Consider the following 16,126-nt stretch of genomic DNA (forward strand, 5'->3'; position numbering starts at 1 on the left):
GAATGATTCTAGGGCTGAGCGGGCAACTCTGCTGCTTCCACCAGAAATCGCACCCGGCGCTCGCCGCGCCAGCTGTCCACATCGAGCCTGAACGCCAGTTTGACGCGCGCGGGCAGCGGCTCGGTGTGGCCAAACCAGATGCCATCGACCGGTTCACCGCGATGTTTGAGCTTGAGCGACAGGTGCTTTTCAGCCACCAGGCGCTGCGACACGACTTCGAGTTCTTCGCTAAAGGTGGGGGCGGCAAAGCCCTGGCCCCAGACCTCATGGTGCAGCGTGTCCACCAGATCGGGGCGGCGGTATTCAGGCTTGAGCGCGCCGTCGGTGTCGAGGCGGCGCGTGAGGGTGGCGGCATCGAGCCACTCCTGGGCGACCTCGTTCAGGCCTTGTTCAAAGGTGTCCAACTGGTCTTCGTTCAAGGTGCAACCGGCCGCCATGGCGTGGCCGCCAAAGCGCATCAGCACGCCGGGGTGACGCTTGGCCACCAGGTCGAGCGCGTCGCGCAGGTGAAAACCGGAAATGGAGCGGCCAGAGCCCTTGAGTTCATGGCCGCGGCCGGTGGCGCCACTGCTGGCAAAAACGAAAGTGGGGCGGTGAAACTTGTCCTTGATACGCGAGGCCACAATGCCGACCACGCCTTCGTGAAAGTTGGCATCGAAGACACAAATGGCCGGTGGGGCTTCTGCTGCGTCTGCAAACAGCGATTCGGCCACCACCAGCGCCTGTTCACGCATGCTGCCTTCAATGTCGCGGCGCTCGCGGTTGATGGCGTCGAGCGCCTTGGCCAGTTCCTGGGCACGACCCGCGTCGTCGGTGAGCAGGCATTCAATGCCCAGCGTCATGTCGGACAGGCGCCCGGCGGCGTTGATGCGCGGCCCCAGGGCAAAGCCAAAGTCGAAGGTGGTGGCGGTTCTGGCCTCACGCGAGGCGGCCACAAACAAGGCGGCCAGACCGGCGGGCAGGGCCTGGGCGCGCACCCGTTTGAGCCCTTGCGCCACCAGGCGGCGGTTGTTGGTGTCGAGCTTGACCACGTCGGCTACCGTGCCCAGGGCCACCAGCGGCAGCAGGGCGTCCAGTTTCGGTTGATTCGTTGCGTCAAAAACACCGCGCTGGCGCAACTCGGCGCGCAGCGCCAACAGCACGTAGAACATCACACCAACGCCGGCGATCGACTTGCTCTCGAAACGACAATCTGGCTGGTTCGGGTTGACGATCACGTTGGCGTCGGGCAGCGCAACCTGGCCATCGCGCAGGGCCGGCAAATGGTGGTCGGTCACCAGCACCTGCAGGCCCAGCGCGCGCGCCCGCGCCACGCCGTCGAAGCTGGCAATGCCGTTATCGACCGTGATCAGCACATCAGCGCCACTGGCCTTGACGCGCTCGGAAATGGGCGCGGTCAGGCCGTAGCCGTCTTGCACCCGGTCGGGCACGATGTAGTTCACATGCCGGGCGCCGAGCAGGCGCAGGCCGCGCAGGCCGACGGCGCACGCAGTGGCGCCGTCGCAGTCGTAATCGGCCACGATGCAGAGCTTTTTGTCCGACTGGATGGCGTCAGCCAGCAGTTGGGCTGCCTCAGCCGTGCCTTTCATGCTGACGGGCGGCAGCAATCTGGCCAGGGCGTCATCGAGTTCCAACGGGTCTTGCACACCCCGCGCGGCATACAGTTGCGCCAGCAGCGGATGAATGCCGGCCTGCTCCAGCGTCCAGACGGCGCGGGGCGGAGCATCTCGCACGATGATTTTCATAAGGGTTCGAGCACGCTTTGGATGGTGGGGGCCCCAAAAAGCTGCCTGAATTTTTGCGCCAGGCTTGGCGGCTGATGGACCCAGCTTTGGGCGCGGCGCTCGCCGCACAGGGTGAGCTGCACCACTTCGCCACGGCATTGGGCTTCGAGCAGTTGTTTGATTTGAGTCGCATCGATTTGCTGCCAGGCACTGGCCCAACTGGCCCAGTCGTCTTGCAGCGCGGCCTCGCGCAATCCACGGACATGGATCGGGGGCAGTGGATTGCGGATCGAGTCCGCAATGACAGTCTTTGGGCTGTCACGCAAAGCACCGGTGCCGTTGAACCAGATGGCGTTGACGGGTGAGGTGCCACGTCGCTCGCGGGCGTCGTTGATCGGATGGGTGTAGAGCAGCATCTGCATCTCGCTCACCAGTCGGATCAGGCTGCCGGCTTGTGCCGCGGTGGGCATCCAGGGCGCCAAATTTCTGCCCAGCACGCGGTCGGGCGAGGCACTGGGCAGGCCGTCGAAGACCGCGCCGCGCGCCAGCCAGCGCCCGGCCTCAAGGGGGTAGAGTGTGATGCCGTCCTGCGCAAAAAATGGCTGCATGGCCGCCATCAAGGCATCAGACTCGGTTGCATCGAGATCGCGCATGGGCAGCTGGCGCATCGTGACCTCGTGCATGGTGGCCTGCCAGTGGCACAGGGTCACAAAAGCCCAGGCACCTTGCAGTTGTGCCAGCTCGGGGTGTTTTTGTGCTTCCAGCGCCGCCCAGGGAATCTGCCCGTCGGTCACCACCAGCCCCAGGGCGCCAGCCAGCGCGCGCTCGTGCGGCGGCGACCAGCTCAGCTCTTCACCCGCGTCGAGTGCTTGCGGGCGCAGGCGGCACAGTAGTTTTTGCAGGTTGGGAAGTTTCAGCGTGGCCAGCGCGGCCTGGCAGCCTTCGGCATGGCTGGCGGCATAGGGAATCAGCAGGTGCATGGGTTCAGAGGATCAGGTCGGCAGTAGTCGATGGGGTTGGGGCTGCGGGCGTGCCATGATGCTTTCCTCGCAAACGATTCAAGCCTTGATTATGCGGGAGACAGGTCCCCCGAGCCGAACCGGGTTTTGCTGCAATGCCACAATGCGGGCATGCAACTCCCCTATGAACTGATTCTTGGCTGGCGCTACACGCGGGCCGGTCGCGCCACCCGGCGCAACGGCTTTATCTCGTTCATTTCGGGCGTCTCGATGCTTGGCATTGCGCTGGGAGTGGCGGCTTTGATTATTGTGCTGAGCGTGATGAACGGTTTTCAGAAAGAGGTGCGCGACCGCATGTTGGGTGTGGTCTCGCACATTGAGATATTTGCGCCCAATGGCGAGGCACTGCCCGATGTGGCGCGCACGCTGACGCAGGTTCGCGCCAACCCGGCGGTGGTTGGCGCCGCCCCATTCATAGCCACCCAGGCCCTGCTGGCCCGGGGCGAAGATATGAAGGGCGCGATGGTGCGTGGCATCGACCCGGCCCGTGAGGGCGAGGTGACCGACCTCGCGATGGACCTCAAAAACACCGGGCTTGATCAGCTGGTTCCCGGCGAGTTTGGCGTGGTGCTGGGTGCCGAGCTGGCGCGCAGCCTGGGCGTGATCAGAGGTGGCAAGGTCACGCTGGTGGCGCCCAGCGGCCAGGTCACGCCAGCGGGTGTGGTGCCGCGCCTGAAGCAGATGACGGTGGTGGGTACCTTCGATTCGGGCCATTTTGAATACGACTCGGCGCTGGTGCTGATGCACATCGAAGACGCCGCGCGCATCTTCCGGCTCGAAGGTCCCAGCGGCGTGCGCGTCAAGCTGCGCGACCTGCACCAGGCGCGCGAAGTCGCCGCGCAACTGGCCAGCGCGCTGACCGACCGGTTGCTGATTCGCGACTGGACGCGGCAAAACCGCACCTGGTTTGCCGCCGTTCAGCTGGAAAAACGCATGATGTTCATCATCCTCACGCTGATCGTGGCAGTGGCAGCTTTCAACCTGGTCAGCACATTGGTGATGACGGTCACCGACAAGCGCGCCGACATTGCCATTCTGCGCACGCTGGGGGCCAGCCCGGGCTCCATCATGGGCATTTTTGTGGTGCAGGGCGCCATGGTGGGCGTGATCGGCACGTTGGCCGGGTTGGCGCTGGGGCTGGGCGTGGCGTTCAACATCGACGTGATCGTGCCGGCGCTGGAGCGCTTGCTCGATGCCAGCTTTTTGCCGCGCGACATTTACCTCATCAGCCGCATGCCGAGCGACCCGCAGCAGGGCGACATTGTGCCGATCACGCTGATTTCACTGGTGCTGGCTTTTGTCGCCACGCTGTACCCAAGCTGGCGCGCCAGCCGCGTCAACCCGGCGGAGGCCTTGCGCTATGAATGACACCCCCAACACGCCCAAGCTGGTGCTGAGCGCGCGCGGCCTGACCAAGCGCTTTACCGAAGGCCGGCTCGATGTGACCGTGTTGCAGGGCGTGGACCTGGACGTGTGCGCCGGAGACACGCTGGCCATCGTGGGCGCCTCGGGCTCCGGCAAAAGCACGCTGCTGCATTTGCTCGGTGGGCTGGATGCGCCGACCAGCGGCTCGGTGGTGCTATTGGGGCAAGACCTCGCCCGCCAGAGCGCAGCCGCGCAAGGGCGCTTGCGCAACCAGCACCTGGGTTTTGTTTATCAGTTTCACCATTTGCTGCCTGAATTCAGCGCGCTCGACAACGTTGCCATGCCGCTGTGGATCAGGCGCATGGCGCATGCCGATGCGGCGCAGGTGGCGGCAAAAATGCTCGCCAGCGTGGGTCTGGCGGAGCGCTTGCAGCATCGCCCCTCGGAGCTGTCGGGCGGCGAGCGCCAGCGCGTGGCCATTGCCCGTGCCCTGGTCACGCAGCCGGCCTGTGTGCTGGCCGATGAGCCCACCGGCAACCTGGATCGCAACACCGCCCAGGGCGTGTTCGACCTGATGCTGGAGCTGGCCCGCACCCAGGGCACCGCCTTTGTGGTGGTGACGCACGATGCCGCATTGGCCGCGCGCTGCGCCCGCCAGCGCGCCCTGGTGCTGGGAAAATTGACGGACAGCGACGACTGAGGGACGACAACCCCTGCTGGTGTTGTCGATAATTGACAAATGAACGACATGTTTTTGAGGGACCAAAATGGCTGTTGAATGGCTGGAAAGCTACAAAATTGGCGACACTGCGGTGGACGCCATGCAGGAAAAATTGTTTGAATTGACCAATACCTTTCTTGGCGCGGATGACCTGACGGTGCTGCGGCCGGTGATCGTGTCGCTGTGCAAGCAGGCGCGGGCCCAGTTCGAACTCGAAGAAGCCCTGATGCGCCGCCTCGACTACCCTGATCTGGCCGCCCATCTGGCGCAGCACCAAACGCTGCTGGATCGGCTGATCGGGCGCAGCATGGATGTGGGCAAGGGCTACATGAACAAGCCGGCCATTGCCGCGCTGATGCGGGACTGGTGCGAACGCCATGTGCCTGAAGAGGACGCCAAACTGGGGCAGTTTCTGGCCTCCCGCCAGACTGCCTGACACCTTCTGGGCAAGCGGGCCGGGCGTGATGTTCATCGACACCCACTGCCATCTGGACGCTGCGGAATTCGGCTCTGACGCTGCCACCGTGCGCGCGCAGGCGGCGCGCCAGCTGGTGGCAATGTGCGTGCTGCCCGCCGTCGAGGTAGCCAATTTCGACGCGGTGCGCAAGCTGGCCCACGCCGGCGGCGATGCGTACGCGCTGGGCATTCACCCCCTCTATGTCAAAACCGCGCCTGACGATGACGTGGCGCGGCTGGACCAGGCGCTGCGGCAGTACCGTGACGACCCGCGCCTGGTGGCGGTGGGCGAAATCGGGCTTGACCTGTTTGCGCCCGAGTTGTGCGCCAGCCCGCTGCGCGAGCGCCAGCAACTTTTTTTCATGGCCCAGCTCAAGATGGCGCGCCAATACGACTTGCCGGTGATCTTGCACTCGCGTCGCTCGGTCGATCAGGTACTCAAGGGGCTGCGCAACGTGGCGCGCAGCGGCTGGCTCGGCATCGCCCATGCCTTCAACGGCAGTGCCCAGCAGGCGCAAAGCTTCATCGACCTCGGGTTCAAACTCGGTTTTGGCGGCGCGCTCACCTATGAGCGCGCGCTGCAACTGCGCCGCCTCGCCACCAACCTGCCGCTGGACGCCATCGTGCTGGAAACCGACGCTCCCGACATGCCGCCACACTGGCTCTACAAAACCACCGAACAGCGTGCTCGCGGCGAGCCGAAGGGCATCAACGCGCCCGGCGAGCTGCCGCGCATCGCTGCTGTGCTGGCAGAACTGCGCGGCATCAGCCTGGAGGAGCTGGCCGGGGCCACCACGCGCAATGCGCTGGCTGCGCTGCCCAAGCTTCGATTGGGGATAATCGCCGCATCTTGAAAAAACACACCCACTCCCTCCCCGAGGTCAACTTCTCTGATGACGGTTCGATGCGCCACCTGCATCTGGGCACCGAATGGATTCAGGGCTCGATGTACATGGACGCGCCCAACGCGCTGGTGCATGAATACATCCAGCGCATGATGGCCTGGCTGCTGTTTGTGCCGCCCGAGTCGGTGAAAGACCGCCAGGCGCTGCAATTGGGCCTGGGCGCGGGGTCTCTCACCAAGTTCTGCCACAAGGAACTGCGCATGCAAACCACCGCCATCGAGCTCAACCCGCAAGTGCTGGCCGCCTGCAAGGGCTGGTTCAAGCTGCCCGCGGAAAACCCCCGCATGCAGGTGGTGCTTGCCGACGCCGCGCTGGAAATCCAGAACCCCAGGTGGTGGGGCATGGTGGATGCGTTGCAGGTGGATTTGTATGACCACGAGGCCGCCGCGCCGGTGCTCGACAGTTTGCCGTTTTACAACCATTGCCGGCGCATGCTCACGCCCGAGGGTTGCATGACGGTGAACCTGTTCGGCCGTGCGTCGAGCTTTGTGCGCAGTGTCGAGAAAATGTCGGCGGCCTTTGGCAAGGACGCTATCTGGGCCTTCAAACCCACGCGCGAAGGCAACACCGTGGTGCTGGCGCAGTACACGCCGAGCCGGCCCAAGCGCGATGTGTTGATGGCGCGCGCCGACCGAATAGAGTTCGAGTGGGGCCTGCCGGCCAGCAAATGGGTGCGGGTGTTCAAGCCCTTGCTGTCATGATGCGCCGTATGCCCACGAACTCTCAAAGCAGATCAGGAGAAGGCCTGCTGGACTGGCGCAGCCTGGTGCAGTGGCTGCAGTTTGATGGCCTCATCACGGCTCAGGAAGCGCAGCGCATCCAGTCGCGCTGCGCCCAGGCCGAGAGCGTGCAGCACCCGCTGCTGCGCCTGACCAGCGTCGGCGTGCATCGCGCCAGCGATGACAAGGCCATGGGCATGGAGGCGCTGCTGCAGTGGCTGGCACCGCGCGCCGGGCTGACTTATTTGCGCATCGACCCGCTCAAGGTCGATGTGGCCAAGGTGGCCGACACCATGAGCCCGGCCTATGCCGAGCACCACAAAATTTTGCCGGTGCAGGTCACCGTTCATGAGGTGGTGGTCGCCACTGCCGAGCCGTTTCTGACCGATTGGGTGGCCGAGGTGGAACGTCAGTCGCGCCGCAGTGTGCGCCGGGTACTGGCCAATCCCCAGGACATCGCCCGCTATACGGCCGAATTTTTTGCGCTGGCCAAGTCGGTGCGTGCGGCCAGCAAGGCGGGCAGCAACGGGGGCTCCAGCTTCGAGCAACTGGTGGAACTGGGCAAAAGCAACAAGCAGCTCGACGCCAACGACCAGAGCGTGGTGCAGGTGGTGGACTGGCTGTGGCAATACGCGTTCGACCAACGCGCCAGCGACATCCACCTGGAGCCGCGGCGCGAGCAGGGCGTGATCCGCTTTCGCATTGACGGCGTGTTGCACCCGGTGTACCAGATGCCGATGAGTGTGCTGGTTGCCATGACGGCGCGCATCAAGCTGCTCGGGCGCATGGACGTGGTCGAAAAGCGCCGCCCGCAGGATGGCCGCATCAAGACGCGCAACCCCGGTGGTGATGAGATCGAAATGCGCATCTCGACGCTGCCCACCGCGTTTGGCGAGAAGATGGTGATGCGCATTTTCGACCCCGACACCACGGTCAAGGACCTCGATGCGCTGGGTTTCTCGGCGCACGACGCGCAGCGCTGGGAGTCGCTGGTAAAGCGCCCCAACGGCATCATCCTGGTGACCGGACCCACCGGCTCGGGCAAGACCACCACGCTTTATTCCACCCTCAAGCGCGTCGCCACCGAAGAAGTCAACGTGAGCACGGTGGAAGACCCGATCGAGATGATCGAACCGGCGTTCAACCAGACCCAGGTGCAGCCGCAACTCGACTTCGGCTTTCCCGAGGGCTTGCGCGCGCTCATGCGGCAAGACCCCGACATCATCATGGTCGGCGAAATTCGCGACCAGGCCACGGCCGAGATGGCGGTGCAGGCGGCGCTCACCGGGCACCTGGTGTTCTCGACGCTGCATACCAACGACGCACCTTCAGCGGTGACGCGGCTGATGGAACTGGGCGTTCCCGCCTACCTGGTCAACGCCACGCTGCTGGGCGTGCTGGCGCAGCGCCTGGTGCGCACGCTGTGTACGCAGTGCAAGTTGCCGGATCCGGCCGCCACGATTGAGACGCTGACCGAGTTGGTCAAGCCCTGGCAACTCAGCGGAAGTTACCAGCCCTACAAGGCGGTGGGCTGTGTGGATTGCCGCATGACCGGCTTCATGGGACGCATGGGGCTCTACGAGTTGCTGGTGGTGAGCGACGCGTTCAAGGAAAAAATCAACCGTGAACCCAACAGCGATGCGCTCAAGCGCCAGGCCGTACTGGACGGCATGCGTCCGCTGCGGCTGGCGGGCGCGCTGCGCGTGGCCGAGGGCCGGACGGTGCTCGAAGAAGTGCTCTCCAGCACGCCGGCGCTGAGTTAAGTTTGCGCACGGTTGTGGCCGTGCAATTTTTTACAACTTCGATGAGGACAATTTTCATGAAATTTATAAAGTATTGGGCTGGACTTTGCACGATGTTCTTTGCCATTTCCTTGTCGTGGGCACAGGGCACGGACAAGCCTATCCACCTGGTTGTGCCCTATGCACCGGGTGGACCGCTCGATGTGACGGCCCGCGTATTGGCCGATGCGGTCAAGACCAGCCTGGGCACCGTGATCGTCGACAACAAACCCGGGGCAGGTGGCAACATCGGGGCCAATGCGGTGGCCAAAGCCGCGCCTGACGGGTTGACCATCGGCATCGCCGCTACGGCGACCCATGCCGTCAACCCGTGGCTCTACGCCCAAATGCCGTTCAATGCTGCCACCGACTTTGCACCCATCACGCAGTTGGTGCGGGTACCCAATGTGCTGGTCATGAACGCAGAGGTTGCCAGTCGGCTCAAGATCAGCACCCTGGCCGATTTGATTGCCTACGCCAAGGCCAATCCGGCCAGACTGAATTACGGCAGCGGTGGCAATGGCAGCGCCGGACACCTGGCGGGCGAGTTGTTCAAGAAACAGGCCGGCATTTTTGTGGTGCACATCCCGTACAACGGCGGTAATCCGGCGCAAATGGCGCTGCTGGGCGGGCAAGTTGATTACAACATTGACAACCTTGCCACAGCAGCACCCAACATCCGCGCGGGCAAACTCAAAGCGTTGGCGGTGACCACCCCCACGCGTTCCGAGGTTCTACCGGATGTGCCACCGATGGCTGACACGCTGAAAGGCTTCGCCATTGATACCTGGTGGGGCCTGGTCGCACCTGCGGCGACACCCAGGGACGTCGTTGCCCGGCTGAACAAGGCCTTTGTCGAGGCGCTCAATCTGCCGGAAACCAAAGCGCGTTTTGCCAAGCTTCTGGCCGAGCCCACCCCGACGACGCCGCAAGCGTTTGATGCCTTGATGAAAAGCGAACGTGTCAAGTACCAAGCCTTGGTGAAGGCCACCGGCGCGCGCGTGGACTGACACTTGCTTCTTGCAGGCTGAACGGTGGCATGTTGAAAAACCAGAAGGACTTTTATGCGGGTCTGTTGTTCACGCTCGTCGGCAGTGCCTTTGGCTGGGGCGCGCTGGGCTACCAGGTGGGCAGCAGCGCGCGCATGGGGCCGGGCTACTTTCCGCTGATGCTGGGCGTGTTGCTGGCGCTGCTGGGCGCAGTCATGATGTTGCGCGCGGCGATGGCTCAGCCGGACGCGGCGCAGGCTATTGGCTCCTGGGCCTGGAAGCCGCTGGCGGCCATCATCGCGGCCAACCTGCTGTTTGGCGTTGCGCTGGGCGGTCTGCCGGGCTTGAAACTGCCGGCGCTGGGCCTGATCGGGGGCATTTACCTGCTGACCTTTGTCGCCTGCCTGGCCGGCGAGCGCTTCAGGTTCAAGGAAGCCGCGCTGCTGGCCACCGCGCTGGCGGCCTTGAGTTACCTGGCTTTTGTGCTGCTGCTCAAATTGCAGTTTCCGGTGTGGCCTGTGTTTCTGGCGGGAAACTAGCATGGAGTTGATCAACCACCTGGCGCTGGGCTTCGGTGTCGCCTTTACACCGATCAACCTGATGTACGCCTTTGTCGGTTGTCTGCTGGGCACCTTGATCGGCGTGCTGCCCGGCATCGGTCCACTGGCCACCATCGCCATGCTGCTGCCGGCCACTTACGCGCTGCCGCCAACGTCTGCCCTGATCATGCTGGCGGGCATTTACTACGGCGCGCAATACGGGGGCTCCACCACGGCCATTCTGGTCAATCTTCCCGGCGAAGCCTCGTCGGTGGTCACGGTCATCGACGGCTACCAGATGGCGCGCCGGGGTCGCGCCGGGCCGGCGCTGGCGGCGGCGGGAATCGGTTCGTTTTTCGCCGGTTGCGTCGGCACACTGGTGCTGGCCGCCTTTGCAGTGCCGCTGACCGAGGTGGCGTTCATGTTCGGCCCGGCTGAATATTGCGCGCTGATGCTGTTGGGTCTGGTCGGTGCCGTTGTGCTGGCTTCCGGTGATTTGTTGAAAGCGTTCGGCATGATTTTGCTGGGCCTGCTGCTGGGACTGGTGGGGACTGACGTGAATTCAGGCGTGGCGCGCTACAGCTTCGACATTCCGGAGCTGACCGACGGCATTGGCTTCATCGTGATTGCCATGGGCCTGTTTGGTTATGGCGAGATCATCAGCAACCTGGGCCGCCCGACAAGCGCGCGCCAGGTGTTCACCGCCAACGTGCAGGGCCTGATGCCAAGCCGCCAGGACTTCAGGCGCATGTGGCCGGCCATTCTGCGCGGCACCGGCCTGGGTTCGGTACTGGGTATCCTGCCCGGTGGTGGTGCGGTGATGAGCGCCTTTGCCGCCTACACGGTCGAAAAAAAGACCAGGCTACAGCCAGGCGAGGTGCCGTTCGGCCAGGGTAACATCCGTGGTGTGGCCGCGCCCGAGGCGGCCAACAATGCCGCCTCACAAACCTCCTTCATCCCGCTGCTGACCCTGGGCATTCCACCCAACGCGGTCATGGCGCTGATGGTCGGCGCCATGACCATCCACAACATCCAGCCCGGCCCGCAGGTCATGACCAGCAACCCCGAACTGTTCTGGGGCCTGATCGCCTCGATGTGGATCGGCAACGCCATGCTGATCGTGCTGAACCTGCCCCTGATCGGCATCTGGATCAAGCTGCTCAGCGTGCCCTACCGCTGGCTGTACCCGGCCATCGTGCTGTTTTGCGCCATCGGCGTGTACAGCACCAACAACAACACCTGGGACATCTGGATGGTGGGCCTGTTCGGCATCGTCGGCTACGTCTTCATCAAGCTCGGCATGGAGCCGGCGCCGCTGCTGCTGGGCTTTATTCTGGGCCCGATGATGGAAGAAAACCTGCGCCGCGCGCTGCTGCTCTCAAGGGGCGACTGGAGCGTGTTTGCCACCCGTCCGCTGTCAGCGGGCTTGCTGCTGGCGGCGCTGGCGCTGCTGGCCCTGGTGCTGGTGCCCGCCTTCAAGCGCACGCGTGACGTGGCGTTCGTGGAAGATTGAAGTTTGCCGTGGCAACGTTTTTACGAGGAGAAACAAATGGACTTGGGCATTTCGGGTAAATGGGCTTTGGTGTGCGGGGCCAGCAAGGGCCTTGGGCTGGGCTGCGCCAAAGCGCTGGTTCAGGAGGGCGTGAACGTGCTGATGGTGGCGCGCGGGGCCGACGCCCTGCAAGCCGCCGCGGCGCAGTTGACAGCGCTGGATGCCGGCAAGACCGGGGCCACCGTGCAATGGGTCGCGGCAGACATCACGTCGGAAGCGGGCCGCGCGGCGGTGCTGGCGCAGCGCGCCGACTTCGACATCCTGGTGACCAACGCCGGCGGCCCGCCCACAGGTGACTTCCGCAGCTTTGAGCGTGACGACTGGATTCGTGCGCTCGATGCCAACATGCTCACGCCCATTGCGCTGATCAAGGCCACGGTCGATGGCATGGCCGCGCGCGGCTTTGGCCGCATCGTCAACATCACCTCAGGGGCGGTCAAGGCGCCGATCGATGTGCTGGGCCTGTCCAATGGCGCGCGCAGCGGGCTGACCGGCTTTGTGGCCGGATTGGCTCGCAGTGGCGTGGCCGCCAGGGGTGTGACCATCAACAACCTCTTGCCCGGTGCCTTCGACACCGAGCGCCTGCAGTCCATCTTTCAGGGTGCCGCCGCCAAAACCTCGCAACCGCTGGAGGTGGTGGCTGCCGCACGGCGCAATGCGATTCCAGCCAAACGTTTTGGCTCGCCTGATGAGTTCGGTGCCATCTGCGCGTTTTTGTGCAGCCAGCAGGCCGGCTACATGACCGGGCAAAATGTGCTGGCAGATGGCGGTGCTTATCCGGGTACTTTCTAATCAGTTGGGGTCAGAGCACGTCGCTGCACGAGTGGTCTGACCCGCAAAGGCTCAAGCTAATTTCAGGAGTGACATATGCGTCAATTTCAAGTTCGTCAAGGCCTGCGTGGCCTGTTCAAAACCTTCGCCGTGAGTGCCTTACTGGCTGCGGGGCTGGCTCAGGCGCAAACTGGGCCAATCAAGCTGTTGGTGGGTTTCCCGCCCGGTGGCGGTACCGATGCCATTGCACGCATTCTGGCCGACAAGCTCAAGGACCAGTTGGGCGTGCCGGTGCTGGTCGAAAACAAGGCCGGCGCCGGTGGCCAGATTGCGGCGCAGGCGCTCAAGGCGGCCCCGGCAGATGGCAACACGCTGTTTTTGTCGCACGACCATACCATCACGATCCTGCCGTTGGTGGTAAAAAATCCCGGCTATGACTCGGCCAAAGACTTTGTCCCGGTGGCCGGCTTTGCCACCTTTGTCAACGGCCTGGCCGTCTCAGGCGGCACACCCGCCAAGAGCATGGCCGAGTACGTGGCCTGGGTGCAAAAACAGGGCGCTGGCAAAGACACCGTGGGCGTGCCGGCGCCGGCCTCGGTCCCCGAGTTTCTGGTCAAGGTGATCGGCCAGAAATACCAGCTCGATCTGCAGGCCGCACCGTATCGCGGCAGCGCACCCATGATGGCCGACATGCTGGGCAACCAGATTCACGCCGGCGTGGGCTCGGTGCCCGACTTCATCGAGAATCAGAAAGCCGGCAAGATTCGCGTGGTCGCGGTGCTGGGCGGACAGCGCCAGGCCGCCCTGCCCGAGGTGCCAACCTTTGCTGAACTGGGCCTGGCGGGCTTTGAAGACGTGCCCTATTACGGCATTTTTGCCCCCAAAGGCACGCCGCAGGCGGCCATCGACAAACTGGGCAGCGCGGTGGCCAAGGTGATTGCCATGCCCGAGGTGCACCAGCGCCTGACCGCCATGGGCTTGACCGTGGGTTACATGAACTCCGCGCAACTGGCCAGTCGCGAACAGGCTTATGCCAAAACCTGGGCGCGCATCATCAGGGAAAGTGGCTTCAAGGCGCAGTAGCTGACATGCCCAGCTCGGTGCAGAGTTTGAGTACGGTGGCTTTGAGCTGGGCCACTTCGGCTTCGAGCTGCTCGATGCGCGCCAGGGTACCGGGCGAGCCGTCTGCGCCACGGAAGCTGCCGGATTGGGCGAATTGCGCTTCATCCACCGGGCCGCACAGCAAATGGGCCCAGCGCTGTTCGCGGGCACCGGGGGCGCGCGCCAGCCTGATCGCCAGCGGGCCGCCTTTATCAAGCGACCGGTCCTGCAACTCTTCCAGAAAGCCTTCGACCGAGGAGATGTCGGCAAACTTGTACCAGCGTTCGGTGTTCAGTCGCAGCTCTGCAGCGGTTTGCGGGCCGCGCAGCATCAGCAGGCCCAGCAACACCGCCGACTGCTCGGGCACACCCGCGCCGCGCTGGAAGTTGTGTTCATAACGCGTCACGCGCCCGGAAGTGTTGGCGCGCACCAGCGACAGGTTCATCAGGTTGTCCAGCGCGCAGGCCACATCGGCCTCGCTCAGGTCCATCACCGGGTCGCGGCTGCTTTTCTGGTTGCAGCCCAGCATCAGCGAATTGAGTGACAGCGGGTAGCTGTCGGGCACGGTGCGGGCCTTTTCCATCAGGGTGCCGAGTACGCGGGCCTCGACAGGGGTGAGGGTCAGGGAAGTCACGGGGGTCAAAGTCATAATTCAGCCAAGTATGAAAAACATCGTCATTTTGATCTCAGGCGGCGGTTCCAACATGGCTGCCATCGTGAAAGCCGCACAGCGCGAGGGCTGGGTGGAAAAGTACGGTGCCCGGGTGGCCGCTGTCATCAGCAACAAGGCCGAGGCACCTGGGCTGCAGTTTGCCAGCGCGCACGGCATTGTCACCGAGGTGCTCGACCACAAGGCTTTTCCGAGTCGCGAGGCATTTGACGCCGCGCTGGCGCAGCTGATTGACCGTTATGACAACCCCGGCCAACCAGTGCTGGTGCTACTGGCGGGCTTCATGCGCATCCTGACGACAGGGTTTGTCAACCGTTATGCCGGGCGGCTGGTCAATATCCACCCGTCGCTGTTGCCCGCGTTCAGCGGCCTGCACACGCATCAGCGCGCCATTGACGCCGGCTGCCAGGTGGCAGGGGCCACGGTGCATCTGGTGACGCCTGAGCTGGACCATGGCCCGATCCTGGCGCAGGCCGTGGTGCCGGTGCTGTCGGGCGACACGGCTGACGCGCTCAGGGCGCGGGTGCTGACGCAGGAGCATCTGATTTACCCGCAGGCGATTGCCGGCTTGCTGCAGAAAATGTAGGACCTTTCGACGGAAAAGTGCGCTACTCGTGCCGCAGCGCCTCGATGGGGTCGAGCCGGGCGGCACGGCGCGCCGGGAAGTAGCCGAACAGCACGCCGATGCCGGCTGAAAACAGGAACGCAATCACGTTCACCCCGGGGTTGAAGACAAACGGCACCTCCATGAACCTGGCCAGGCCGATCGATGCGCCCGTGGCCAGCACAATGCCGATCACCCCGCCCAGGGCAGCCAGCACCACGGCTTCTATCAAAAACTGCAACAACACCTCGCGCTCCAGCGCGCCAATGGCCAGGCGCAGGCCGATCTCGCGGGTGCGTTCGGTCACGCTCACCAGCATGATGTTCATGATGCCGATGCCGCCCACCAGCAGGCTCACTGCCGCCACGGCACCGAGCAGCGTGGTCATGACCTTGGTGGTGCCCGACAGGGTTTCACCGAGCTGCTTGGTGTCGAGCACGTTGAAGTTGTCTTCGTCGTTCTGGGCCAGCTTGCGCCGCTCGCGCAGCAGTTCGGTAATGCCGGCCTTGATGCGCTCGGGGTCGGCACCATCCGCCATCGACACCATCAGGGTATTGACGCGGGTGTTCCCAGTGATGCGCCGCTGCAGCGTGTGCAGCGGCATCAGCACCACGTCATCCTGGTCATTGCCAAAAGCGCCCTGGCCCTTGGCTGCGAGCACGCCAATGACCTCGCAACTAATTTGCTTGACGCGCATTGACGCGCCCACCGCCGCGCGACTGCCAAACAGCTCGCGGCGCACGGTTTCGCCGATCAGGCAGACACCCGCACCCGCCACTTGTTCATCGTCGGTGAACTCCCGGCCATCTGCCAGTTTCCAGTTGCCGGTGAACAGCCACCGGTTGTTGCTGCCAATGATGCTGCTGCTCCAATTGCGGCCGTCGAGCACCAGCACTGCGCTGCTGCGCGCCTCGGGCGCCACGGCCGCGATGCTGCCGATCTGGCTGGCAATGGCCTCGGCATCGGCTTCCTTGAAAGCCGGCGCGCCACCGCCACCGCCGCCCATCATGCGTTGCCCCGGGCGCACTTGCAGCAGGTTGGTGCCAAGGCCCGAAATCTGGTTTTGAATGGCGAGTGTGGCGCCGTTGCCCACGGTAACCATGGTGATGACGGCGCTGACCCCGATCACGATGCCCAGAATGGTCAGGAACGAGCGCAGCAAGTTGCGCCGAATCGAGCGCATGGCGAGCAGCAGGGTACTGAGCCACAT

The 16,126-nt window shown here is 64.0% G+C and carries 16 protein-coding genes; 12 read left to right on the forward strand and 4 right to left on the reverse strand.

Annotated features, from left to right (window positions below; genetic code table 11):
- Positions 1-8: 8 nt before the first annotated feature.
- Both recJ and PHF15_RS05605 read right to left on the reverse strand, forming a co-directional pair.
- Complete coding sequence (gene recJ / locus PHF15_RS05600; protein WP_300119614.1) at positions 9-1,745, reverse strand: single-stranded-DNA-specific exonuclease RecJ; 1,737 nt, start codon at positions 1,743-1,745, stop codon at positions 9-11.
- On the reverse strand, positions 1,742-2,704 hold the full coding sequence (locus tag PHF15_RS05605) for a phosphoglycerate mutase (protein ID WP_300119615.1): 963 nt from the start codon (positions 2,702-2,704) through the stop codon (positions 1,742-1,744). The genes recJ and PHF15_RS05605 overlap by 4 nt, the downstream gene beginning before the upstream one ends.
- 150 nt (positions 2,705-2,854) lie before the next feature.
- Here PHF15_RS05605 and PHF15_RS05610 point away from each other — a divergent pair, with 150 nt between their 5' ends.
- The 11 genes from PHF15_RS05610 (at position 2,855) to PHF15_RS05660 (ending at position 13,624) form a co-directional block, all read left to right on the forward strand.
- Positions 2,855-4,111 (forward strand): lipoprotein-releasing ABC transporter permease subunit, encoded by a 1,257-nt coding sequence (locus tag PHF15_RS05610; protein ID WP_300119617.1) that lies wholly within the window; start codon positions 2,855-2,857, stop codon positions 4,109-4,111.
- Entirely contained in the window at positions 4,104-4,808 is a 705-nt protein-coding gene (gene lolD, locus PHF15_RS05615) for a lipoprotein-releasing ABC transporter ATP-binding protein LolD (protein ID WP_300119618.1), read from the forward strand. Before PHF15_RS05610 ends, lolD begins: the two co-directional genes overlap by 8 nt.
- Before the next feature lie 67 nt (positions 4,809-4,875).
- Positions 4,876-5,265, forward strand: a complete 390-nt coding sequence (locus tag PHF15_RS05620; RefSeq protein WP_300119619.1) for a hemerythrin domain-containing protein — start codon at positions 4,876-4,878, stop codon at positions 5,263-5,265.
- 28 nt (positions 5,266-5,293) lie between these two features.
- Entirely contained in the window at positions 5,294-6,139 is an 846-nt protein-coding gene (locus PHF15_RS05625; RefSeq protein ID WP_300119748.1) for a TatD family hydrolase, read from the forward strand.
- 50 nt (positions 6,140-6,189) lie between these two features.
- The gene (locus tag PHF15_RS05630; protein ID WP_300119750.1) at positions 6,190-6,891 is read left to right on the forward strand and encodes a spermidine synthase; all 702 of its coding nucleotides are present in this window, start codon (positions 6,190-6,192) and stop codon (positions 6,889-6,891) included.
- Positions 6,892-6,899: 8 nt separating this feature from the next.
- Positions 6,900-8,672: an ATPase, T2SS/T4P/T4SS family gene (locus tag PHF15_RS05635; protein WP_300119621.1), complete on the forward strand. Its 1,773-nt coding sequence runs from the start codon at positions 6,900-6,902 to the stop codon at positions 8,670-8,672.
- A gap of 92 nt (positions 8,673-8,764) precedes the next feature.
- Positions 8,765-9,700, forward strand: a complete 936-nt coding sequence (locus PHF15_RS05640; protein ID WP_300119753.1) for a tripartite tricarboxylate transporter substrate binding protein — start codon at positions 8,765-8,767, stop codon at positions 9,698-9,700.
- A gap of 29 nt (positions 9,701-9,729) precedes the next feature.
- Positions 9,730-10,218: a tripartite tricarboxylate transporter TctB family protein gene (locus PHF15_RS05645; RefSeq protein ID WP_300119623.1), complete on the forward strand. Its 489-nt coding sequence runs from the start codon at positions 9,730-9,732 to the stop codon at positions 10,216-10,218.
- A 1-nt stretch (position 10,219) separates the two neighbouring features.
- Positions 10,220-11,731, forward strand: coding sequence for a tripartite tricarboxylate transporter permease (locus PHF15_RS05650; protein ID WP_300119625.1), 1,512 nt, complete (start codon positions 10,220-10,222; stop codon positions 11,729-11,731).
- A 36-nt stretch (positions 11,732-11,767) separates the two neighbouring features.
- Complete coding sequence (locus PHF15_RS05655) at positions 11,768-12,562, forward strand: SDR family oxidoreductase (RefSeq protein WP_300119626.1); 795 nt, start codon at positions 11,768-11,770, stop codon at positions 12,560-12,562.
- 75 nt (positions 12,563-12,637) lie between these two features.
- Positions 12,638-13,624, forward strand: coding sequence for a Bug family tripartite tricarboxylate transporter substrate binding protein (locus PHF15_RS05660; RefSeq protein WP_300119628.1), 987 nt, complete (start codon positions 12,638-12,640; stop codon positions 13,622-13,624).
- Here the strand turns inward: PHF15_RS05660 and PHF15_RS05665 are convergent.
- Positions 13,611-14,291: a YceH family protein gene (locus PHF15_RS05665; RefSeq protein WP_300119630.1), complete on the reverse strand. Its 681-nt coding sequence runs from the start codon at positions 14,289-14,291 to the stop codon at positions 13,611-13,613. The two genes, PHF15_RS05660 and PHF15_RS05665, sit on opposite strands and share 14 nt — an antisense overlap.
- Positions 14,292-14,304: 13 nt before the next feature.
- Between PHF15_RS05665 and purN the strand changes: the two genes are divergently transcribed.
- Positions 14,305-14,898, forward strand: coding sequence for a phosphoribosylglycinamide formyltransferase (gene purN, locus PHF15_RS05670; protein ID WP_300119631.1), 594 nt, complete (start codon positions 14,305-14,307; stop codon positions 14,896-14,898).
- A 22-nt stretch (positions 14,899-14,920) separates the two neighbouring features.
- On the opposite strand, the gene PHF15_RS05675 is transcribed toward purN, so the two are convergent.
- A complete protein-coding gene (locus PHF15_RS05675) occupies positions 14,921-16,126 on the reverse strand; it encodes an ABC transporter permease (RefSeq protein ID WP_300119632.1) in 1,206 nt (401 codons plus the stop codon).

Source organism: Rhodoferax sp., assembly GCF_028689295.1.
Classification (GTDB): Bacteria; Pseudomonadota; Gammaproteobacteria; order Burkholderiales; family Burkholderiaceae_C; genus Rhodoferax.

Coding starts and splice junctions, on each gene's coding strand:
- recJ (WP_300119614.1), bottom strand. CDS start 1,745: ATGAAAATCATCGTGCGAGATGCTCCGCCCCGCGCCGTCTGGACGCTG.
- PHF15_RS05605 (WP_300119615.1), bottom strand. CDS start 2,704: ATGCACCTGCTGATTCCCTATGCCGCCAGCCATGCCGAAGGCTGCCAG.
- PHF15_RS05610 (WP_300119617.1), top strand. CDS start 2,855: ATGCAACTCCCCTATGAACTGATTCTTGGCTGGCGCTACACGCGGGCC.
- lolD (WP_300119618.1), top strand. CDS start 4,104: ATGAATGACACCCCCAACACGCCCAAGCTGGTGCTGAGCGCGCGCGGC.
- PHF15_RS05620 (WP_300119619.1), top strand. CDS start 4,876: ATGGCTGTTGAATGGCTGGAAAGCTACAAAATTGGCGACACTGCGGTG.
- PHF15_RS05625 (WP_300119748.1), top strand. CDS start 5,294: ATGTTCATCGACACCCACTGCCATCTGGACGCTGCGGAATTCGGCTCT.
- PHF15_RS05630 (WP_300119750.1), top strand. CDS start 6,190: ATGCGCCACCTGCATCTGGGCACCGAATGGATTCAGGGCTCGATGTAC.
- PHF15_RS05635 (WP_300119621.1), top strand. CDS start 6,900: ATGCCCACGAACTCTCAAAGCAGATCAGGAGAAGGCCTGCTGGACTGG.
- PHF15_RS05640 (WP_300119753.1), top strand. CDS start 8,765: ATGTTCTTTGCCATTTCCTTGTCGTGGGCACAGGGCACGGACAAGCCT.
- PHF15_RS05645 (WP_300119623.1), top strand. CDS start 9,730: ATGTTGAAAAACCAGAAGGACTTTTATGCGGGTCTGTTGTTCACGCTC.
- PHF15_RS05650 (WP_300119625.1), top strand. CDS start 10,220: ATGGAGTTGATCAACCACCTGGCGCTGGGCTTCGGTGTCGCCTTTACA.
- PHF15_RS05655 (WP_300119626.1), top strand. CDS start 11,768: ATGGACTTGGGCATTTCGGGTAAATGGGCTTTGGTGTGCGGGGCCAGC.
- PHF15_RS05660 (WP_300119628.1), top strand. CDS start 12,638: ATGCGTCAATTTCAAGTTCGTCAAGGCCTGCGTGGCCTGTTCAAAACC.
- PHF15_RS05665 (WP_300119630.1), bottom strand. CDS start 14,291: ATGACTTTGACCCCCGTGACTTCCCTGACCCTCACCCCTGTCGAGGCC.
- purN (WP_300119631.1), top strand. CDS start 14,305: ATGAAAAACATCGTCATTTTGATCTCAGGCGGCGGTTCCAACATGGCT.
- PHF15_RS05675 (WP_300119632.1), bottom strand. CDS start 16,126: ATGTGGCTCAGTACCCTGCTGCTCGCCATGCGCTCGATTCGGCGCAAC.